This window comes from Spirulina sp. 06S082, from assembly GCF_034932145.1.
Lineage (GTDB): Bacteria > Cyanobacteriota > Cyanobacteriia > Cyanobacteriales > Spirulinaceae > CCY15215.
Genome location: NZ_JAYGHV010000014.1, coordinates 1 through 20705, shown reverse-complemented (window position 1 = coordinate 20705; position 20705 = coordinate 1). Strand labels below are relative to the sequence as shown.

The following is a 20705-nucleotide window of genomic DNA, read 5'->3' as shown; positions in this document are numbered from 1 at the left end:
TTGTCGAACCCTTAATATTTTGTTACAATCGTGGCAACACAAAGTAATACTTCGTTACATATAAAGGCTAATGATTGGTGGTTTAGTTGGAATGAATAACAATCGCGGCACGGATTGGGGAGAGAACCTGCTCAATACTGTTGCTAATCAAACCATTCGCCACCTCTTTACCCGTAGCGAGTTGGTTGATGTAACAGTACGGTGCAATCCTTCTAGTAAATTATTGCAAGGCACCGTAGACAGTTTCAAAATGTTTGGTCAAGGATTGGTCATTCGTCAGGATTTTCGTACCCAAGAAATGTCCTTTGAAACAGATGCGGTATCATTGGATTTTGGCTCGGTTCTGAAGGGGCAAATTTCCCTCAAACAGCCAACCCAGGCAGTGGCGATCGTCAAATTAAGTGAAACTGATATCAATCGTGCATTTACCGCCGATTTAGTCAGAAAGCGCTTAGAAAATCTCACTGATTCCCGCTTAACCAATTTATCAGGAGGTCAGCCAGTTTCTTTTCGCGATATTCACCTCAAACTCCTCCCTCAAAACCGCATTCAACTCTTTGCCAATGCTGACGTAACCAATCAAATTGTTCCCATTAGTTTTAGCTGTACTTTGGGACTGGCAAAACGTCGGCGCATCACCTTTGAAGGGGCTGAATTTGAAGGCGATCGCGTCCCCGATTCTTTACAGGGAATTTCCAAAATTTTAATGGAGATTCTAGTGGAAATTCTCGATGATATGGTAGACCTCGATCGCTTCGATCTCGACGGGGTTATGCTTCGTCTCAATCGCTTGGAAACCCAAGGAGACATACTTTTATTTAGCGGTTATGCCCAAATCGAACGCATCCCCAAAACTGGCTAAAACTGGCTAAAATTGGCTAATTGATAAACTAATAATGGGTAATTGGTTAACTCCCAACTACCCACTACTAAATATTTTCCCCGCTATCAACTATCAACTATCAACTATCAACTATCAACTATCAACTACTAACTATCAACTACTAACTAAGCAATCATACAAGCGTATAGTTCATCTAACCAAAGGACAACTTGCTTTTTGTAACGACGAGCAGAGAAAGTATTGGATAATTGTTCCAAAGCACGATTGTAGTCGGCGATCGCGGAATTCCAATCTCCTCGCAAATGGTAAGTACGACCTCGTTCCGCGTAAACGCGACCTTTGAGACGTTTTCCCAAAACCAGTGTAATATCGAAATTTTCCAAAGCTAAATCGTAGAGTCCCAGATCCCGATAGGTAATCCCTTGATTGATCCATGCCCGTAAATTGCCTGGGTTAAAATCTAGGGCAATTTGATAATCGGCGATCGCTTCACCTAAATACCCTTTAGCAACGTAACAATTGGCACGATTATTGTAAGCGCCATCCAAACGGGGATCGAGTTCGAGTGCCTTGTTATAATCGGCAAGGGCTTCCTCATAGCGATCGCATTGGAAATACATCAAACCGCGATTATTATAGTCAATGGCACTGTCAGCATGACGAGCTAATAAATCGCTAAGGAGGGCAATAGCCGTGTCATAGTCTCCGCGATCGGCAGATTCTAAAACGCGACTGCGTTGTTGACGATCTAACGCTTTTCGGTTTAAACCCATCTCTAGAGACTGAAAATCACCCTGAGATAGGGGTACAGAAGTCGTGTTTTCTATTGTTGGATTTTGTTTCGGTACGTCATCAATATTCATGTTGCCCTCCACGGCTCTCATAAATCTACTCTAATCTTGAACAGTTAGCAATTGTTCAATTGTTGTGTCAGTCTTAAGTCTGTCCCGATTTGGACTAAATTGTGCTAAGAGAATAACCAGTCTGCCACGAGATATAAACATCTCTACACCGCCCTGAAGGTTTATTCCGCATAAAGGGGTTCTACCAGAAAATTAGCAGAGAAGAATCGAGACTTGGTAAGATGGATCGCATCTTCATGCCATGATTCTCTAGAACCCCTCTAGAAACACATTTTTATTTTTCTATGACCAGTACGATGTTATTCCCCAATGCCCCCGATATCTCTGCCGAAGATTATTGCGCCTTTGGTTTGGCAACTTGTTTTATTCGTAATGATGGCGAAATTGAAGAAGTTCGCGTTATAGAACCAGTTCCATCTTCAGCCTTAGAAGCCTTATTGAAAGGGATTCCTACATCTTACCAATTTGTTTGCGGTAAATCTCTCTCAGAGTTTTTTGCAGCCGAAACCCTACAAAAACCGACAGAGTTCCCGGAAGATGCTCAATTTTGTGAAAGTTTTGTCGAACGGACTCTAGCGGCGGCTCGTACTTATAAGAGTCATCCCAAAGCAAAAGAACATATACCCCTTGGTAACAAAAAAGAGGATTTTAATTATTCTACCGAACGGAAGCGAGTTCTCAATATAGAAAATACTGTTTCAACGGAAGATAATGTGAAGCAACATTCCCATACTCATAAAGTTTTGTAATCACAAAATTCTACGGCGGTCAATGTGGACTGTTTTCACGATCGCACGGCGCGATCGTTTTCTTGTTTCCATAAATTATTTCCCAATCAGTTTGACAACACCGATACCACCAAAATATAAGACTAAAACTGCCCCTCCCAGAAGAGACTGAGTAATGGGATCTGTAGAAGGTGTAATCACTGCACCCAAAATTGCGGCAGCAAGAACAATATAACGCCATCCCGATAGCATTTTCTCAGAACTGATAATTCCTAATTGTGCCAAAATTAACTGGAGGATTGGCACCTGAAAAACTAAACCCGTTCCGAACAGCAATAAAAGAATAAATTCAAAATAGCGATCGATCGACCATGCTTGTTCGACAACATCTGCACCGTAATTGATAAAAAAGTTTAAGGCTGCGGGAACCAGGGCAATATATGAGAAAGCCAAGCCTGCAAAAAAGAGAATTCCCGATCCTAAAACGACGGGACCGAGAAGACGACGTTCGCGACGGGTTAACCCTGGTAATACAAATTGAATAACTTGGTAGAGAATCCAAGGGCTGGAAATCAGTATACCTGTATAGCCTGCGACCTTAATGGAAACGAAGAAGAATTCTCCTGGTGTAAGTTCTAAGAACTTTACCCCATGAGCGGGCATTTCCAGTAGATTAACAATGGGTTTTACGAAGAAAAAGCAACCAATACAACAAATGAAGATCGCGATTAAACTTGAGAAAATCCGCCATCGCAGTTCGTCGAGATGGTCGAAGAGAGACATTTCAACATCATCGGGAAGGTCATCGAGTTCAGGAGTTGTTGCGGGGGCTTCTTCGAGGTCGGTTGTTGCCATTATCGTTTCAAGAATGCGTTATCGATCGCCCTCTATTGTATCGCGTGAGGAGATTTATAGATTTGAATCCTCAATTTAGCTTTAGCTTTGGTTCTAGAATCTGAAAAACTCAAAAGTCAAAAACCGATCGCGATCGCATTTTTAAGCCTTTGAGTTTTTCGGAGTTAGCGACAGATTGTTGTTGCTCTAGCATCTTTTTTTAATGATAGTAGCGTCCTTCTAGCCAGGTTCTCAATTCTGTTTCGCTGGTGCTGGAAAATGAAGAATTTGTTACGGGATCGTAAGCCTTGTACACTTTGTTTCCAGTGCGATCGCGACGGATCGAAACGCGAGGTTCTTCGCTACCTGAGAGAAAAGCAAAGAAATCTTGCAGAAATTGCTGAAATCCTGAGTTAAATTCAACATTTTGAGTCGTTTTCGCTTCACCTTGGTTGTAAATGCGCTCTAATTTTTGTTGCGTCGTGGAAATGCTATAGTTAGTCATAATTCAATGTTCGCTCCCGTCTTTTGCGGTTGATACTTTGACTATAGCAAGAAGAAAACTTAATATTCAAAGCATAACGTAGATATCTTCTATCGATAAAATCGATAGATAGCAAAAAATAGCTACCTATTATAGTTATCAATCCCCTACTCCCAACTATCCACTATCCACTATCCACTATCCACTCCCTACTCTCAACTATCCACTATCCACTATCCACTCCCTACTCTCTTTCCCATGAGTGCTATCAACCCCTACAAGTTAAAAATCTCGCAATTCCGCGCCCTCGTTGCGGTTGCAGATTGTCAAAATTTCAGTACGGCTGCTCTTGAATTAGACTTGTCTCAATCGACAGTCAGCCACGCGATCGCGCAACTTGAGGAAGAATTAGGGGTACAACTGGTTAAACGAGGGCGACAGGGGGCAAAAGTCACCCCTGTTGGCGATCGCATTGTCGCCCAGGCTCGGCAGGTTTTACACTTATTGGAGGGAATCGCCCGAGAAGCCAATCGCGATAAAGGATTAGATGGGGGACAAGTTCGCATTGCTGCTTTCCGGAGCGTAGCAACTCACTTATTACCTTCGGCGATCGCCAGGCTGCATCGCCATTTCCCCAATATTCAAATCGATATCGCCGAATACGGAGAAATTTATGAAATCGAACAAGCCCTCAGACAAAGAGAAGTTGATATTGGAGTCACAGAATGTTTAGTTGGAGAAGGATTTTCCACTTGGGAGATCGTTGAAGATGAATATATTGCGCTTTTACCGCCTCAAGCACGGGAAAAACAAACTCAACTCACTTGGCAGAAACTCGCTTCTTATCCTTTAATTCTCTCCCGTCATGCCAGTTGTAGCGCCAGAATTCGCAAATGCTTGCAACAGTCGGAAGTACCCATTGATATTGCTTACGAAATCCAAGAAGATTCTACGGCGATCGCAATGGTAATGCGTGGGTTAGGGGCAACAATTTTACCCCGCATGGCGGCGGAACCCATTCCTGCTAATATTAAAGTTTGTAAGTTACCTTGTCATCTCTCTCGTACTTTGGGAGCCTCAATTTTAGAAAATGCCCTGCATCCTCCAGTTGTTTTTGCCTTTTTAGATGCCTTGAGAAATACGGGGCAATTCCGCGAACCGATTGCTGTCTAACCTTCTTAACAACAATTTGATGCTTTGCAATCCCAATCTTTTCGGTTAAAATCGAAAAGCAAAGATTGCGATCGCGGAAATCATGTTCAAAATAATAACACGGACGCTAGATTGGTTAGAATCTCATTGGGTGAAACCCGCTTATTCTGGGGGTGTTTTATTTGCGATCGCCTTATGTTTCTTTGGGGCAGCTACTAATACAATGGCCGGGTGGTTATATGCCATTAGCGGCATTATTTTCGCCTTATTGGGACTCGGTGCCGTCCTAGCTGGGCGCTCTCTTTCTCACATTAAGGTACGTCGCCGTCTCATTGCTCCGATTAGTGCGGGAGACAATATCACATTAGAACTAGAAATAGAAAATACTAGCAATAGTCCGCGATCGCTGCTACAAGCCTACGATCTTTTACCTTCAGTTCTCGGAACAGCCAAACCCACGGCGATCGAGCAAATTCTTCCCCATCAAACCCAGCGCATTACCTATTATCATCCTACCCAAAAACGGGGCGTTTATCGCTGGCAAGAAGTAGAACTGAGAACCGCAACTCCCTTGGGTTTATTTTGGGCGCGTCGCAGTCGAAAAGTCCCCGCAAAAGCCATTGTTTACCCGCAAGTTTTACCCCTGCGTTATTGTCCCCTTGTTGATACCATTGGGAGAGAAGAAAGACTGCAAAATGAAAGCGATCGCCGCTATCAATCAGCAACAGAAGGAATTACAAAAGCCCTGCGTCCCTATCGTACTGGCGATCCGACCCGTTTAATTCACTGGCGAACTAGCGCCAGACTGGGAACACTACAAGTTAGAGAACTCGAAGTGATTACCAGTGGCAAAGAAGTAATTATTTGTTTAGATAGTGGTGCCGCTTGGAACTCCGAAGAATTTGAACGGGCTGTAATTGCAGCAGCATCTCTTTATTTTTACGCCAGTCGCTGCCAATTTAGCGTTCAATTGTGGACCGCACAAACAGGTTTAGTGCAAGGAAATCGCGTTGTTTTGGAAACCCTTGCCGCTACTTATATTCAAGAAGAACAAACGACAGAAATTCCCTTAAAGTTTCCCTTAGTTTGGTTAACACCTCATGCCAATAGTATAAATACTCTTCCTCGTGGCAGTTGTTATCTACTCTTTGCCAATTCTCCAGCCAGTTTTGTTCCCTCAGATGCTACAGGAAATCTCATCGGTTTAGCGATCGATCCCGAACAACCTTTACAAGACCAGTTACAGCGACAAATTAGATAATCGGTAATCAGTAATTGATAATTAATAATTCTTGATTGATAATTGATAATTAATAATTGATAATTGATAATTGATTTCATGTCACCAGCAACGATTCTCAGCCCTAAACCCTCTCAAACTGCCTCATCTAGCGATTCTTTAATCATTGCCGGACGAACCTTTAAATCTCGCTTGATGACAGGGACAGGCAAATATCCCAATCTGGAAACCATGCAGCGCAGTATCATGGCCAGTGGTTGCGAAATTGTCACCGTTGCAGTACGACGAGTGCAAACAAAAGCCCCTGGTCACGAAGGACTCGCAGAGGCGATCGACTGGGACAAAATCTGGATGCTTCCCAATACTGCCGGCTGTAAAACCGTCGAAGAAGCTGTGCGTGTTGCCCGTTTGGGGCGAGAAATGGCTAAACTTTTGGGACAAGAAGAGAATAATTTTGTCAAACTCGAGGTCATTCCCGACGCTAAATATTTACTTCCCGACCCCATCGGCACCCTAGAAGCGGCAGAACAGTTGGTTAAAGAGGGTTTTGCCGTTTTACCCTACATCAACGCCGATCCCCTCTTGGCCAAGCGTTTAGAGGAGGCTGGCTGCGTCACGGTGATGCCTTTAGGTTCTCCCATAGGTTCCGGACAAGGGCTAAAAAATGCTGCCAATATTGCCATTATCATCGAACAGGCAAAGATTCCCGTGGTCGTCGATGCGGGGATCGGTAGCCCCAGTGAGGCAGCCGCAGCAATGGAAATGGGTGCAGATGCCCTGCTGGTGAATAGCGCGATCGCCCTTGCGAAAGACCCTGTTACAATGGCTAAAGCAGTGGGTATGGCCGCAGAAGCCGGACGCATGGCCTATCAAGCCGGACGCATTCCGATTAAAGCCTACGCAAGTGCGAGTTCTCCTTTAACAGGAACGGTAGGTTAATCTAGGAATAATGGGAGAAGGAAGGATAAACGAGAAATTTCTCTTTTTTCCGATCGCTTTCTCCCGATTACTAATTGTCAATTACCTAAAATAATGGACGAAAAAACAGCAATTCTTGCCCTTAATGACACCTTTTATCGTGCTTTTGAGAAGAAGGATATTGGTGCAATGTCTGAGGTTTGGTCCCAAGGAACATGGTGTTCTTGCATCCATCCTGGACGGGAAACCCTACGAGGATGGGAGAATACGCGCACTTCTTGGGAACAAATTTTTCGCAATACCAATTACCTCGAAATTGAAACGGAAATTATCAATGTTGAGATCGGAGAGGCGATCGCATACATCATTCTGGTGGAGAATGTCATGCAAATTGTGGGAAAGCAGCGTTATGAAGCGCGATCGATGGCAACGAATATCTTTCGGAAAATGGCACAAAAATGGTATCTCGTTCACCATCACGGTAGCCCTATTGCGAGGAAAAGGGAATAAAAAATACGATTAATTTCTAAAATTATCAATTATAAAAATGACTTCTTTTGCATTGAAAAACGATCGCCTTCTCCAAGTTGCTTTAGATAACGAGGAAATCCTAGCAACAGCCGGATCGATGGTTGCTTGCAGTGGAAATATTAAATTTGAAAAGGCTTTATTAGGGGGAGAAGGACTCTTTGGAGTCCTTAAACGTAAAGTAACAACAGAACAATTTGAACTCATGTGCGTTAAGGGTTCTGGAATTGTGTATTTTGCCAATAAAGCGCAAGAGATTTCCATTCTCCCTTTAAATAATGAAAAAGTATTTATTGAAAGTAATAGTCTCTTAGCATTTGATAAAAATATGAAAACTAATGTTGCTTTTGCTGGAATTGCTGGGGCAACATCAGGACAAGGTTTATTTACAACAACGGTTGAAGGAATTGGCCATGTTGCCGTAATTTCTCAAGGGGGAATTTTAGCATTTGAGGTGAATGGAATTTATCCCTTTTGTGTCGATCCTGATGCGTTTATCGGTTATCAAGGTAATGTTCAAAAAGAATTTATTTTTGATGTGAATTGGAAAACAATGATCGGCGAAAATTCTGGAGAAAGCTATCAGTTAAAGTTTACTGGACAAGGAATTGTTTACATTCAAGCGGCAGAACGTCCAAGACCAAAAAGCTAGAATTTAGATAAATTATTATCAGGAGAAATTATGCCAACTTATAGCCTAGTTAATTATAAAATGCTGGCGATCGCACTGGCAAAAGAAGAAATTTTTGCAAAACGCGGTTCGATGATTTGCTATACGGGAAAAATTAATTTTACTCGTAGTTATCTTGCTGGGGGTGGGGTTCAAAGTTTAGCCATGCGAGAAGTAACCAATGAAGAATTAATTGTGATGCGGGCCCGAGGAACGGGAAAGGTTTGTTATGGTTATTATGGCAAATATGTGACGATTATTCTTCTACGAGGAGAAATGTTATATATTGAAACTGATAGTGTTTTAGCTTACGATAGTCGCTTACAAACTGGAACGATTTTTCAAGGTAATCAAGGAGGAGTACAAGGTATTATTAAAGGGGTTGCAAGCGGTCAAGGTTTATTTACAACGACATTTTCGGGATCTGGTGAAGTAGCTATTATTTCTCAAGGAGATGCGATCGCCCTTGAGGTAACGCAAAAAGAGCCTATATTTGTCGATCCTAATGCTTATCTCGGCCACAAAGGAATGTTAACAACTCAGTTGGTAACGGATGTAAATTGGAAAACATTGATCGGTCAAACTTCTGGAGAAAGTTATCAATTCAAGTTTACCGGACAAGGGACGGTTTATATTCAAGCCTACGAACGAGAGATAAACCCATGATTTATAACTACGAAACTTTACCCGATAACGACAATCTCAATAATTATAGTTATTGTTTGAATGTTGTCAATCAAATGATTATTACAAAAGGCAAAATGATTGCTTATTATGGAATGTTAAGATTTGAAGCAATTGGAGTAAACCTGCTTGATTTGATTGTACAAGAGTCTTTAAATACACCTCGTTATGGGAATAATTTTGTCGTCGTAACAGGACAAGGAAAACTTGTATTAGGCGATCGCGCTTGTGAAATTGCGTCTTATGATTTAGAAGATGCACATTTGACGGTAAAAGCATCTCGAGTTTTGGCTTTTTCTCCTTCATTAATCTGTCAAGAATCAACGTTATCTGGTTATTTAACCTTTTTGGGAACGGGTCAATTAATTGCGTCTTCTAACGGTCCTGTGGTGTTTCTGGAGGCTCCTGCAAAGGTCGATCCCGATGCTATTTTAGGATGGGCAGATTTACCCAGTCCTTCTTATCATTATGATTATGAATATATTAAAGATGTTTTCTCTGCGGTGGGGAGTTTAGCCGGATTAAAAAAGTCTGGTGAAGAAAGACAGTTAAATTTTACGGGAAAAGGGACTATTTTAATTCAATCTTCTGAGCAATAATCAGTAATTGATAAAGAATGTGTTATAAAGAACATAACCGATCGCGCTGACAAATTTGCTCAAATAAAAGTTTGGCGATCGCGCTATTTCCTGCGGGTGTGAGATGAACTACATCACGAAAATAAGATTCTGTAGTAGTTGCAGGGTATCGCGACCAAGCTAAGTGAGTATCGATAAAGGAGATATGACGAGTTTTTAAAAACCGCAAAAACTCGGTTTTATAAGTAGGAAGATCGGCATTAGGAAGGACATCAACGCGGTTGGGTGTGAAAAGAACAATAATTGGCAGTGCGCGATCGCGTTGTAGAATACGATCCAACAGCAAGAGATTTTCGTGAAATTGCTCCTCGGGGGTTAAAGTTGGCGGAATTTCTGGGTAAGCAGGTTGCAAATGCAAACGCAGGGAAATTTGCGGGAGGAGATAGCGAGAAAACATTTCTTGTAGTGCTAAAAATGGCTTGCGATCGGGATAATTGGGGTCAATTCCGACGCGATCGCCAACACTGGTAGGTTGAATTAAATCGTGGGTTCCAATTTGTAAAATGAGCAAATCGCTTGCAAATGTACCAAATTTCTGTAAGTATCCGAGTTGATTACCAATGCCCCAAGATCCTGCCGAAGCATTCAAAACTTCTGTATTGATTCCTGTCTTTTTTATTTGCGCTTCCAACTGTTCGGAAATAGTTTGCGTTTGATCGGTTAATGTTCCCCCATTTAACACCGAGTCGCCAACCATAAGAATTCTGAGAGTATTTTTGGGGTTTTGGGAAGTAATGGGATCGGATCTTTGAGAATATTGATTGTAAATGATTTTGCGGCCAAAACGAGTTATATTTTGATTGGGCTGAAAGCGATACCCTGTTGCTGAATCAGTTTGACTTAATACAGGATTCCCTAAGCCAAATTTAAGACGCAATACACTTTCTAAAATAAGAACAAGTAATAAAATAAAAATCAGGAAGCGATAGTTAAAAACTGTTTTGAGTTTCATATTTGTTTTATATTTATCTCATATTTGTATCATATTTGTCAATTATTCCACTCTGATAGCCTGATAGAAGGATTCGGGAGGTTAAATTCAGAAAATCAAGAGAGATGGGTTTATAGTTACTGATTTTCTAGCGATCGCGTCACAGCGTCCAAATTATTACGAGGAGTCTGATAGTCGGGATCGAGTTCGATCGCCTGTTTAAATTGCTCGATCGCCGCTTCTAGTTCTCCTTGTCGTGCTAAGGTAGAACCAAGATTATTATAACGAATGGCATTCGGTTCGATTTCTACCGCACGACGATGAGCCAAAATCGCATCATCAAAACGTGCCAATTTATTGAAGGCATTACCTAAATTACTATAAATATAAGGATTATTCGGGTCAATTTCTAGAGCCTGTTGATAGATTTCTACGGCCTCATCCAGACGGGCGATCGCTTCTAATGCCAAACCCAAATGAAGATAAGTTACAATATTATTTGCATCTCGTTTTAAAGACTGTTGATAGGCTTCAATGGCGCGATCGTAGTTTTCTTTTGCTGCTAAAGCAACCCCTAAATTATGATAGCGAATCGCATTGGGTTCGAGTTGAACAGATGTCGCATAAGCCGTAATTGCCGCATCTAATTGTCCCCAATCTCGCAAAGCATTGCCTAAATTATTATAGGCTTGAGCATAATTAGCATCAAGTTCGATCGCCCGTTCGTAAGCCGCGATCGCATCTCTCGATCGCCCTATTTGTCGCAAGATCACCCCTAAATTACTATAAGCAACAGCAAATTCAGGATCGATTTCAGTGGCTTCTTGATAGGCAGAAAGTGCAACCCATAACTGACCTTGGGCTTTAAAGGCATTGCCCAAATTATTATAAGCTAAAGCATTATTAGGGTCGAGTTCAATAGCTTTTTGATAGGCGGCGATCGCCGCTTCCAGTTTGCCCTGTTCCATCAAAGCCAAACCCAAATTAACGTAAGCTGCTGTATTATTAGGAGAAATTTCTAAGATTTGCTGCCATATTGCCTCTGCTTCTGGATAATTTCCCGCAGTATAGGCTGCATTTCCCTGTTGAAAGGCGCGTTCTAAATTCTGGGCAATTGCTTTGGGAGAAACTTTAACAACAAGCAATAAGCAATTAACGACGAGTAGTAACCAAAACGTGACTATTTTCCTCACTTTTTCTCCATCTCACCCTGTTGACAATATTCTTCTAGGATAGCAAGACAATTGGCGATCGCGCCCAAATGGGCGATTTCGTAACCGTGGGTATTTTCCGTGGGAAAGCCCAAACAAGCTGCCCTTGCGACGTGACCGAATTTCATGGCGATAGATGCGTCGCTGCCAAAACCGCTAATGGTGGCAAATTGGAGAGGAATATGGGCGAGATCGGCACTGGTTTGTAATTCAAAATTGAGTCCTTCATCATAAATCCCATAACCATCTTGAGAGAGCAGTACGGGCATATCTCCCCCTTGAATGGGATACTCTGAGGAAAGGGGACAAATTTCCAAAGCAATAAGAGCATCGAGGGGCTGATTTTGGGTGAAATAAAGCGCCCCGATCGCCCCGACTTCTTCTTTTGCCGAAGCCACTAAATAGACATCTTGGAGAGGATTTTTGAGCCGTTCTGCCAGAGCCAATAAAATGGCCACAGAGGCTTTATTATCGAGGGTATAACTAGCAATATAATCTTTAATTCGTAGAGGACGCTTGCGATGTTTCCCCACCACAACCCTCGTGCCTGGTCGCACTCCTGCTTGAGATAATTCCAGAGAATTACATTTAGTTTCTACCCACGCCCTTTCCCAAACTAAAGGTGCGCTTTCTTGTAAGACTTTTTGGGGAGATTCGTGGGAAACATGACGGGAACCAAAAGAGAGAATCCCTGGAATTGTAGCGCGATCGCCTAAAATATCGACGACTCCTTCCCCATAGACCCAAGGAAATGACCCTCCCAAAGGGCGAATTTTTAAGCGACCATTTCTGTCCACTGTTTTCACAATTGCGCCAATTTCATCCTTGTGTCCCGTAATGGCGATCGCGCCTTGAGAATTTTGCCCTGGAATTTTCGCAATAATATTTCCCGCCCGATCTTGCCAATGTTCTACTTGCAAATGGGTGAGGCGATCGCGCAGAAAAACATCGATTTCCCCTTCAACACCGCTAGGGGAATGATAGAGAACTAATTCTTCAATGCGATCGAACAGGACATCGTAATCAAGCATAATTTATAACCCGCAAATTTAAGAGATCGGACTTGCATTCACTATTCACTCTAGTTAATTTGTTGCTAAAAAACAACCTCCCGAGTTTTTCGGGAGGTGTATAAAACTAAGGATAGATTCTTGATAACAATTTTGCGATCGCACTTATCAATTTCAAAAAGGGGTTACTTTCGCCACGGAAACTGCATTAACAGTCCCATAATTACACTGGATATAAAACCGACAAACAGGCTGAGAAGCAGGGCAAAAAGATAAATCTGTAATAAATATCCGGTTGTTAAAGGTTGTTGCTGAGGGGGATGAATATTCATCATAATATCTTCAGCAAAATTGGCAACGGAAGAGGCAGAAGCGGAAGCGGTTCCGATGCCAGCACTAACCACAAAAATCGTTTTATTGAGATGGCGATCGCGTTTCGTTTGTTCGAGTTGGATAATTCCTTCGATGGTTTTAATTGTATTTTCTAACAGGGTTAAACTCGCACTAGCGCTATTATAATCGGTAGTAATTTGAGGCTGATATTTTTCTCGGGCATAGTCTCGAAATGGCTCAAATAGGGATGAGGTTTTGCCTGGGTTGGTGAGGTTTAAACGTTGCAGTGATTTGTCATAATTATCGAGATTAACCGCGATCGCGTATTTGTATTCTTCTAAGGTACTGAGACTGGAAGCATAAACGGAGAAAAGTGTCAAGGTTGATGTTAAATTCTGTTGTAGTTTTTGCAGATCTACGGATTTTTGTAAAACGCGATCGGGGAGATTCTTGACTGTTTCTTGAATTTGTCGAGAGGCATTTTTTAGGTCTTTTTTGACATGGGAACTTTGGTTATAAATCCAATGTATTTTGTGATAGTATGAGAAGAATTTTATTAATTCTCGATAAAGTGTTTGGATAGTGGTTTTAACCTCTTGAGGGGAACAATTTGCAGGAAATAAACAAATCACAATATGATTAAAAGGATGAGAATTAAGAGATGGTGTTGAAAATGGCGAGATTTCAAATAATTCTGCTTGTTTAAACTGGCTTCTATTGTTGAGATCGCTTTGCCACGGTTCGTTAGAAAAAACAGCATAACATTGTTTAGCCGTTTCTTCTAGATTTTGGTCGATCTCTGCTAATTGTCCCCAAATTAACCAAGTTTCCCCTAATGTGCCTGGCTTTCCTTGGCGATCGCTAATAATGAATTTTTTGTTTTCTGCTAATGTCTTAATTTTACAAGGTTGAGTCGATCCTTGCAGATTAGCAGAATAATCGATTTGTAAAGCTAAAGTATCATTGAGTTTGACAGGGTAATAAAATCCATTTTTATTGTCTGGTAAAGGTTGATATTTTTTGGGGAGGAGTTCGATAAAACTGCCTTCTTTTTCTTCTTCTTTTTCGACTAAAGCGCGATCGCCATTGGGAAGCCGTCGCCAAAATGTTTCGCGTTTCCGATCTATTGCTTCTTGACTATCTCCTAAACCATCGCGCAGATCGTAGAGAAATAGATCGATTGTAGGATAAATTAAAGAAAGTTCTGAGGCCATTAGTTAGAGTTTCTGTTTTTAAAAACCAATTTGTCCGAAATTAAAAGCATTTTTTAATTCTTCTGCTGGATCGGAAGCCGTAAAAACAGCCCATGTTTTCTTTGCTAAAGTTTCATTATCAAACTGTTCTAATTTTGCTAATACTTCTGTCATTTTAGGACGCTGGCTGGGATCGGGAACGCTATTATCAATTGTCGTTGAAAGGGTGGGTACAGAGGAGTCATCGGGAGTAAAATCTAATCCCATTCCCCGTTCTGCGGATGCTGTATTTAATAGATCGTAAGCGCGATGGTATTCAGTTGCAAATTCAGGGATTTTTGTGGCTATTGTGTAGAGTTTTTCTAAATTTTGGCTGAGGTTTTGGGCAATTTTGCGGAGGTCATTGGGTAAGCCTTCTGGGATGGTATCTTGTTGACTGAGGGCTGCAAGAAAGGCTTTAACGATTAAGGCATCGCTGTCGTCAATTCGAGAGTTATCCATTGTTGATTGTGGGTTGGATGTAAATTCAGGGTACTCAATATCTTCTTCGGGATCGTTTAAAGATGCCATTAATTCATCAACAGTGACTTGTTGCGTTTTACCCATTTTATATTCCCGATGGGCTTCGGCAATTAAGGCTTGGCTGTCGTCAATTCGAGAGTTATCCATTGTGGGATCGGGGGTGAGAATTGAATAAATATCTTCTTCGGGATCGTTCCACTCAGAAAAACCTGTTTCTGCTAATTTCATCATCTCTAAAGTTTCTGGCGAGATGAAGGGGGGGTTAGCAGAAGATTTTGCGGTTTCCATTGCCGAGTTAATATTGTTTGATGCCATGATTTTACGCTGTCAATTCTTCAAAAGCGAGCAAAAATTTATTTAAGTTTTGTACAAATATGTTATTTCTATTATTTTATCGCAAAACTCCCTAGGGATGTAGTGCCTGCGCCCTTTTCTGCGATCGCCTCATTAGGATAACCCCAAAGCGATCGCTTTTATTTTCTACGAGATTTAACCCTGAAAAATCTCTAGCAATCCTAAATAGTATCTAAATCCCCGGAATATCTCGGAAATTCTGATTAATTTGCTCTTCAACCGTAAATCCCGTTGCTTGCTTCCATTCCTCTAGAGTGAAATTATATCCCAATAAATTCGCCCAATGAACAAAAGTTTCCTCATCGGGGGCTTTATTCATCTCCTCCTTGAGTTCGGGATTAGCTTGGGAGGCTTGAAATAAACGTTTAACCTCGCTTATGGGCATAATAGAAGGACTCCTCATTCACCTTTTCTAATACCATACCAATTTTGGGTAAAACTTGTCCTTGGTGTTGGGTATCGGGAAAAGGAAATGTAATAATAAAGCGAATGCGACGCAGAAAAGCGCGATCGATCGCCGTTTTTAAATTAGTCGTCAAAACTGCCAATCCTTGATAGGATTCGATGCGTTGCAAAAGATAACTGACCTCCATATTGGCATAGCGATCGCGGTTATCTTTGACTTCAGAACGCTTACCAAAGATAGCATCCTTCTCTGGTGAATATGAGTGCTTGTGCAGTGGGATGATCAGAAAAAAGCGCGATCGCACCTTTTACCAAGGATTGCCAATTAAAGCAAAACCGCTCCAATAATAGGGATGGGATAAAGGAATATCTCCCAATTGGGTCAATTCTGGGGTCAGGGGAAAGAGATCGCCATTGACCAGCAATTCACTTCCTTGTAAAAGGGTTTCACCGCGAAGGAGAGAGAGTTGCGCCTGACGCAATGCCTCGGCTTTAAAGGGAGATTCTTGCAATTGCGAGTAAAAGTTTAGCATCAATCCCAAAGTGCCAAGATCGCTGACATACCAGAGACTGCCGATCGCCGATTTGACCCCCGATGCGACGGTTAAACCCGCAAAGCCCAATTCCGCTTCGGGAGAGTTCAAGGCGGTACGACAGGCACTTAAAACTAAGAGTTCAACGGTGGGTAAATCCCAACCCAGTTCCTTCAATTCGTCGAGGGTGAGTTTTTCATCCCAAAGTTGAATGTAGGACTCGGAAGGCCGTCCGGGGAGAAATTCGCTGTGAGTAGCTAAGTGAACAATACCGAAAGGAATTGATTCTCGGGCTTTGATGAGATTGGTGCGGGTAAAGGTTTCATTGAGATAGGTTTCTCCCTGCCCAATTTGTTCGGTAATGGCAGATAATTCCAGAGGAACGGCGGGGAGAGGTTCTTGGTCGGTAAATTGAGAGGCACCCATTGCCAGAATTTTTTGACCGGGGAGAGACGAGGGACGCAAATCCGTGAGAGCAAGGCTAGGAATTAAACTGAGGCTGTAGCGATTGAGAATGAAGTCTTCTTCATCGTGGAGAGAAGCCAGAGGAATAGAGCGAAGGCCGGTATCGAGGATATAACTAAGATGTTTAATATTAGCATTTTGTAAGTTAGGTTCGAGGGGTTCTAATAACCAACGATACATCTGTTGTGCGGGTTCGAGGTAGGCAGAGGGACGGCGGGGGTTGGTGACGGTTTGGCGCAGTTCTGTGGCAACTTTGAGGACTTCGGCGCGGGTGGCGGTGGTGGATTTGTGGATGGGGTTGCCTTCGGGGAGAATGAGGAGAAGTTCAAGGCGATCGTGGGGGTTGGGAGTTGGAGAACGCATGAATGCCGTATCCTCGGGGTGGACTACCAAGCCCGGACTGTTCTCGGTAACGGGGGTAATGGAGGCGGGGGAAAAAACGGCATAAATGATGGCGGGGCGGAGTCCGGTACGCCGTTCAGCTTCTTTTAAGTAACGTTGAACTTCCTCTAAAGTGATTCCCGCAACATCTTCGACTCCGAAATAAGACGTAAAATCATCACTAAAGAGATCGTCATAAGACGTAAAATCATCACTAAAGAGATAATCAACGGTTAATTCTCCCAGAGTGTCAGTACTGACAAGGGGTAAAGGTTGACCTTGTTGCAGGTAAAGGAAACGGGTACCATCAAAAATTAACAGTTCGGAAGTGGGGGGAATTTGATTATTATTAGGGTTGGGATCTTCTCCAACAAGGGTTAAGTTACTGACAGAAAGAGTAACATCAGCAAGATTGAGAACGGAGTCAGTCAAAAAATCGAGGCTGGCCAGAAGAGAGAGCGCCGTTGTCGTGTCTTGAGAAACTGTATTAAAACTACCATCTAAAATACCTACATCCCAAAATCCCGTACTTAGATCGTAAGTACCTTGGGGGACAGTGACACTTTTAAAGGTCGTACTGGCAGGGAGAAAAACATTAAGGGAAATGCCACCGATGGCATCGGGGCCGTTATTAATGAGGTTGAGGGTTAAGGTGACTTCTCCCCCTGGAGTGAGAATTAGAGGAGAAGTGGTTTGTGCGAAACTGAGATCGGCGGTGACTTCTGTTGCGCCAATATCGGGGAGACCGCTAGAAATCCCGCGACTGTTGCCCCTTTGGTCGGTCGCAGTCGCCGTTGCGTTGTTGGCGGCATTGATGGCAGCACTGCCGGGGAGAGGAACATGAGTTTGGGTGTCGCCGCCGTAGTTGCCAAGGGGAGTTAACAGAGGATCAACTCCTTTGATGTTATTGGTATCGGTGTTGAGGGTTGCTCCAGTTGCATCGCCGATAAAACTGTACTGGATGCTATTGAAAGTGCCACTTAAATCCGGTGCTTCGCCGCCGCGATCGCTATTTTGAGCAACGATGGTATTTTCAATCGTCAAAGTTCCGATCGTGCCGTCGCGGTAAATACCGCCACCGTTACCCGTACCGTTATTATCGGCATCGGCAACATTGAAAGCGATCGTACTGTTGTAAATTGTTCCCGATCTCGCAGAAATACCGCCACCACTATTATTACTAGAGTTACCGGATACCGTGCTGTTCGTCAAAGAAGCATTTCCCCCTGTACTGACAAAAATACCACCGCCATCACCACTACTGAAGTTCCCCGATATCGTGCTATTTATAAGAATAACATTATCACTTGCTTTTATCCCCCCTCCTTGATTGTTGCTTGAATTGCTTGAAACTGTACTATTTGTGAGGTTGACGGCACCACCAGAAAAAATTCCACCTCCTCCTCCCAAATTACTCGAATTACCGGAAACGGTACTATTAATGAGATTGACTGTGCTTCCCGAATAAACGCCGCCCCCTCCAAAATGACTCGAGTTCTCCGAAACAGTAGCATTAATGAGATTGACAATACCATTAGAACTAATGCCAGCCCCAGTTCCTTGGGCTGGCATCATCACATTCGATCCATTGCGAATGGTTAGATTTTCAAAAGTTGTCGTCACTCCTCCGGTGACATTAAAAATACGAAACTCGGTAGCTGCACTGCGCTGAATCGTTACATTAGTGTTGCCTCCTGTGATTTTTAAGTTTCCTGTATTAATCCCTAATGATCCTGAAGTCAAATTGACCGACGTTACGCCACTAAAGCGAATTTCGTCAGCGATCGCATCTCCATTGGCCAGTCCGATCGCATTTCTTAAGGATCCCGATCCCGTATCATTACCATTGGTTGCGGTATAAACCGCTAATCTTCCCTGATAATTCTCTAAAACCGATGGGGTAAACCCGAGGGAGGCTTCAATATTACCCGTACTTTTCTCCAATATCCAATCTCCCCCCAAGGTAGCATTTCCGGTTAAATTGGTAGAGGCTGCGACATCTGCCCTCGTTTCGGTTGCGATCGCATATATCAAAATATTTCCTGCTTCTCCCAAAGCCGTAAAACAACTATAGAGTAAAATATCTGCACTGGCACTTAATCCACTGCGCCAGTGTTGCAATTGTTCGCGATATTGGTCGATATTCTCTGCACTCACAAAATCTTTACCCAACCAGAAATTCCCCTCATTCCCTTCTGTTACAATATGCACTTCTTCCACTTTATTTCCCGCTTCAGGGATAATTGATAACTGGTTACTGATAACTGAAATGCCGTTTTCTTCTGGCGTAATAACAACGGAAACCGTTCCTTCTTTACCCCCATAAAGTAAAGTTTGGTAATCTTCGATGCTGCTGTCAATAAAGATATAATCTAGGGGAACGTTTAAATCTTCGGCAAATAAAGTCACTGTGGGGGCGCTATATTCCCCGTTTCCCGTTCTCACCCAAGGACTCTCCGACACCGCAACCCGCACCGGATTTGTCGCCGCTAAATTGACCATTTCTCCCCTTATTTCTCCGGCGATCGAGACATCGCCAAAATTGAGGGGTAATTCGGCATTTTCGATGTCTTTTGCCGTTATTTGCGTGGTATTCTGCACGATGGGAGTGGTTAATAATTCGGGAATATCTAAGGGAGAAAAATCCGAGGGAATGCGATCGCTTGGCAATTCCAAGGTCAGGATAGTTCCCGGTTGAGAAATCTTCACCCAACTCGTTCCCGGTACGGCAGCAATGTTAATATTACCCGATGCTGTCAGGGTTCCGGTATTAAGGACGCTTCCTCCTAATAAGGTTAAATTTCCTCCGGTAATGTTCAGATTTCCAGCATTAATTATTGCTCCAGGTTGAGATAAATCGAAGGCAAAACTATTGGGATTTCCCGTTAGGTTTTGATAATTGTTCTCTCCCCAAACATTAAAAAAGTTGTCACCAAATCCAATTCCCGTCGCTGTCGTAGCCGTAAAATCTCCTGGCACGTTTAAACTCGCATTCCCACCAAATACAATTCCCGCCGGATTCATGAGAAATAAGTTAGAATTACCTCCCGTAACCTGAATTAAACCGTTAATAATTGAGGGATTTCCCCCCATCACCCGACCGAGAATGTTGTGAATGCTGGGTGCAGAAAGAAAATTGGCAATTTGTCCCGCATCGATGCCAAATTCTTCAAAGCTGTGGAATAAGTTCTTCCCGTCCCCCGACATCTCGCCGCCACCAATATCAAAGCGGTTTCCTTCTATTGTCACCGAAGTCCCGTTTCCTGCTTCAGGGGTGATACTCCCTGCCCAAACCGAAGAATTCCAACCTAAAACCGCAAGTCCGGCTAAAATTGAATAAAGGTGCGATCGCATCTCCTCCCATCCCCCCTTCATTCTCCTCGCTCCTCTTGCGAAATTACTGATATGAGTTTTTTTGTCTTACCATTCTAGCAAGTTGATGGGATTTAGTTAACATTTTAACAAATTCTCTGAGTGGGGCGATCGCCAACAAAATTTTGGTAATTGGAATTGATTTACCAGGGGGAACCGATCGCGGTAAAACCTGCCCAATAGTAGGGATGTTGGAAATGGCGATCGCTTAAACTCGCCAACTCGGGGGGCAATAGTACCCGTCCCCCATTTCCTTCCGAGAGAGCGGCGATCGCCCCTAAAAAATCCCCTGTCCTGTAGCGATCGTTCCCTTGATTAAACCAAGACTTTGCCTCTGTACTCCCCATCCTCCCCATCCTCCCCATCCTCCCCATCCTCCCCATCCTCCCCATCCTCCCCATCCTCCCCATCC

General features: G+C 42.9%; 19 protein-coding genes and 2 pseudogenes. 9 read left to right on the top strand and 12 right to left on the bottom strand.

All coding sequences use genetic code 11. The features are described from left to right. Positions 1 to 70: 70 nt before the first annotated feature. Positions 71 to 862: a DUF2993 domain-containing protein gene (locus VB714_RS02615; RefSeq protein WP_416309587.1), complete on the top strand. Its 792-nt coding sequence runs from the start codon at positions 71 to 73 to the stop codon at positions 860 to 862. Between the two features lie 146 nt (positions 863 to 1008). Here the strand turns inward: VB714_RS02615 and VB714_RS02610 are convergent, their stop codons facing one another. Beyond that, a complete protein-coding gene (locus tag VB714_RS02610) occupies positions 1009 to 1728 on the bottom strand; it encodes a tetratricopeptide repeat protein (protein ID WP_323220887.1) in 720 nt (239 codons plus the stop codon). A 263-nt stretch (positions 1729 to 1991) separates the two neighbouring features. Between VB714_RS02610 and VB714_RS02605 the strand changes: the two genes are divergently transcribed. Beyond that, on the top strand, positions 1992 to 2456 hold the full coding sequence (locus VB714_RS02605; protein ID WP_323220885.1) for a hypothetical protein: 465 nt from the start codon (positions 1992 to 1994) through the stop codon (positions 2454 to 2456). Positions 2457 to 2531: 75 nt separating this feature from the next. Here the strand turns inward: VB714_RS02605 and tatC are convergent, their stop codons facing one another. Both tatC and VB714_RS02595 read right to left on the bottom strand, forming a co-directional pair. After that, entirely contained in the window at positions 2532 to 3290 is a 759-nt protein-coding gene (tatC, locus tag VB714_RS02600) for a twin-arginine translocase subunit TatC (RefSeq protein ID WP_204103061.1), read from the bottom strand. Between the two features lie 199 nt (positions 3291 to 3489). Then, a complete protein-coding gene (locus VB714_RS02595; RefSeq protein ID WP_323220883.1) occupies positions 3490 to 3774 on the bottom strand; it encodes a hypothetical protein in 285 nt (94 codons plus the stop codon). Between the two features lie 237 nt (positions 3775 to 4011). On the opposite strand from VB714_RS02595, the gene VB714_RS02590 reads away from it, so the two are divergent. From VB714_RS02590 to VB714_RS02560, 7 genes and pseudogenes are all read left to right on the top strand, one after another. Next, positions 4012 to 4926, top strand: coding sequence for a LysR family transcriptional regulator (locus VB714_RS02590; protein ID WP_204103059.1), 915 nt, complete (start codon positions 4012 to 4014; stop codon positions 4924 to 4926). Between the two features lie 82 nt (positions 4927 to 5008). Further along, positions 5009 to 6166, top strand: a complete 1158-nt coding sequence (locus VB714_RS02585) for a DUF58 domain-containing protein (RefSeq protein WP_323220879.1) — start codon at positions 5009 to 5011, stop codon at positions 6164 to 6166. A gap of 129 nt (positions 6167 to 6295) precedes the next feature. Further along, positions 6296 to 7084 (top strand): annotated as a pseudogene (locus VB714_RS02580) (thiazole synthase); the annotation flags it as partial. Between the two features lie 93 nt (positions 7085 to 7177). After that, complete coding sequence (locus tag VB714_RS02575) at positions 7178 to 7573, top strand: nuclear transport factor 2 family protein (RefSeq protein WP_323220874.1); 396 nt, start codon at positions 7178 to 7180, stop codon at positions 7571 to 7573. A 37-nt stretch (positions 7574 to 7610) separates the two neighbouring features. Next, complete coding sequence (locus tag VB714_RS02570) at positions 7611 to 8243, top strand: AIM24 family protein (RefSeq protein ID WP_323220872.1); 633 nt, start codon at positions 7611 to 7613, stop codon at positions 8241 to 8243. A gap of 30 nt (positions 8244 to 8273) precedes the next feature. After that, a complete protein-coding gene (locus VB714_RS02565) occupies positions 8274 to 8927 on the top strand; it encodes an AIM24 family protein (RefSeq protein ID WP_323220870.1) in 654 nt (217 codons plus the stop codon). Beyond that, positions 8924 to 9544 (top strand): AIM24 family protein, encoded by a 621-nt coding sequence (locus VB714_RS02560; protein ID WP_323220868.1) that lies wholly within the window; start codon positions 8924 to 8926, stop codon positions 9542 to 9544. Before VB714_RS02565 ends, VB714_RS02560 begins: the two co-directional genes overlap by 4 nt. Positions 9545 to 9566: 22 nt before the next feature. Here the strand turns inward: VB714_RS02560 and VB714_RS02555 are convergent, their stop codons facing one another. The 9 genes and pseudogenes from VB714_RS02555 to VB714_RS02515 all read right to left on the bottom strand — a co-directional run bounded on the left by VB714_RS02555 (position 9567) and on the right by VB714_RS02515 (position 20640). Then, positions 9567 to 10535 (bottom strand): SGNH/GDSL hydrolase family protein, encoded by a 969-nt coding sequence (locus VB714_RS02555; protein ID WP_323220865.1) that lies wholly within the window; start codon positions 10533 to 10535, stop codon positions 9567 to 9569. A gap of 116 nt (positions 10536 to 10651) precedes the next feature. Then, the gene (locus VB714_RS02550) at positions 10652 to 11707 is read right to left on the bottom strand and encodes a tetratricopeptide repeat protein (protein WP_323220863.1); all 1056 of its coding nucleotides are present in this window, start codon (positions 11705 to 11707) and stop codon (positions 10652 to 10654) included. Then, the gene (locus VB714_RS02545; RefSeq protein ID WP_323220861.1) at positions 11704 to 12756 is read right to left on the bottom strand and encodes a M42 family peptidase; all 1053 of its coding nucleotides are present in this window, start codon (positions 12754 to 12756) and stop codon (positions 11704 to 11706) included. The genes VB714_RS02550 and VB714_RS02545 overlap by 4 nt, the downstream gene beginning before the upstream one ends. Before the next feature lie 164 nt (positions 12757 to 12920). Continuing rightward, on the bottom strand, positions 12921 to 14282 hold the full coding sequence (locus VB714_RS02540) for a hypothetical protein (RefSeq protein ID WP_323220859.1): 1362 nt from the start codon (positions 14280 to 14282) through the stop codon (positions 12921 to 12923). An 18-nt stretch (positions 14283 to 14300) separates the two neighbouring features. Then, positions 14301 to 15071 (bottom strand): hypothetical protein, encoded by a 771-nt coding sequence (locus VB714_RS02535; RefSeq protein WP_323220857.1) that lies wholly within the window; start codon positions 15069 to 15071, stop codon positions 14301 to 14303. Positions 15072 to 15309: 238 nt separating this feature from the next. Next, positions 15310 to 15522 carry a Nif11-like leader peptide family natural product precursor gene (locus VB714_RS02530; RefSeq protein WP_204106017.1) on the bottom strand — a complete coding sequence of 71 codons (213 nt, stop codon included), beginning with the start codon at positions 15520 to 15522 and terminating at the stop codon, positions 15310 to 15312. Positions 15523 to 15562: 40 nt separating this feature from the next. Continuing rightward, a pseudogene (locus tag VB714_RS02525) lies at positions 15563 to 15793 on the bottom strand (ATP-binding protein); the annotation flags it as partial. Between the two features lie 57 nt (positions 15794 to 15850). Continuing rightward, positions 15851 to 20296, bottom strand: a complete 4446-nt coding sequence (locus tag VB714_RS02520; protein WP_323220853.1) for a CHAT domain-containing protein — start codon at positions 20294 to 20296, stop codon at positions 15851 to 15853. Positions 20297 to 20436: 140 nt separating this feature from the next. After that, positions 20437 to 20640 carry a hypothetical protein gene (locus tag VB714_RS02515; RefSeq protein WP_323220851.1) on the bottom strand — a complete coding sequence of 68 codons (204 nt, stop codon included), beginning with the start codon at positions 20638 to 20640 and terminating at the stop codon, positions 20437 to 20439. Positions 20641 to 20705 lie beyond the last annotated feature (65 nt).

Coding starts and splice junctions, on each gene's coding strand:
- VB714_RS02610 (WP_323220887.1), bottom strand. CDS start 1,728: ATGAGAGCCGTGGAGGGCAACATGAATATTGATGACGTACCGAAACAA.
- VB714_RS02590 (WP_204103059.1), top strand. CDS start 4,012: ATGAGTGCTATCAACCCCTACAAGTTAAAAATCTCGCAATTCCGCGCC.
- VB714_RS02530 (WP_204106017.1), bottom strand. CDS start 15,522: ATGCCCATAAGCGAGGTTAAACGTTTATTTCAAGCCTCCCAAGCTAAT.
- VB714_RS02535 (WP_323220857.1), bottom strand. CDS start 15,071: ATGGAAACCGCAAAATCTTCTGCTAACCCCCCCTTCATCTCGCCAGAA.
- VB714_RS02575 (WP_323220874.1), top strand. CDS start 7,178: ATGGACGAAAAAACAGCAATTCTTGCCCTTAATGACACCTTTTATCGT.
- VB714_RS02540 (WP_323220859.1), bottom strand. CDS start 14,282: ATGGCCTCAGAACTTTCTTTAATTTATCCTACAATCGATCTATTTCTC.
- VB714_RS02520 (WP_323220853.1), bottom strand. CDS start 20,296: ATGAAGGGGGGATGGGAGGAGATGCGATCGCACCTTTATTCAATTTTA.
- tatC (WP_204103061.1), bottom strand. CDS start 3,290: ATGGCAACAACCGACCTCGAAGAAGCCCCCGCAACAACTCCTGAACTC.
- VB714_RS02545 (WP_323220861.1), bottom strand. CDS start 12,756: ATGCTTGATTACGATGTCCTGTTCGATCGCATTGAAGAATTAGTTCTC.
- VB714_RS02560 (WP_323220868.1), top strand. CDS start 8,924: ATGATTTATAACTACGAAACTTTACCCGATAACGACAATCTCAATAAT.
- VB714_RS02605 (WP_323220885.1), top strand. CDS start 1,992: ATGACCAGTACGATGTTATTCCCCAATGCCCCCGATATCTCTGCCGAA.
- VB714_RS02555 (WP_323220865.1), bottom strand. CDS start 10,535: ATGAAACTCAAAACAGTTTTTAACTATCGCTTCCTGATTTTTATTTTA.
- VB714_RS02570 (WP_323220872.1), top strand. CDS start 7,611: ATGACTTCTTTTGCATTGAAAAACGATCGCCTTCTCCAAGTTGCTTTA.
- VB714_RS02585 (WP_323220879.1), top strand. CDS start 5,009: ATGTTCAAAATAATAACACGGACGCTAGATTGGTTAGAATCTCATTGG.
- VB714_RS02595 (WP_323220883.1), bottom strand. CDS start 3,774: ATGACTAACTATAGCATTTCCACGACGCAACAAAAATTAGAGCGCATT.
- VB714_RS02565 (WP_323220870.1), top strand. CDS start 8,274: ATGCCAACTTATAGCCTAGTTAATTATAAAATGCTGGCGATCGCACTG.
- VB714_RS02515 (WP_323220851.1), bottom strand. CDS start 20,640: ATGGGGAGTACAGAGGCAAAGTCTTGGTTTAATCAAGGGAACGATCGC.
- VB714_RS02615 (WP_416309587.1), top strand. CDS start 71: ATGATTGGTGGTTTAGTTGGAATGAATAACAATCGCGGCACGGATTGG.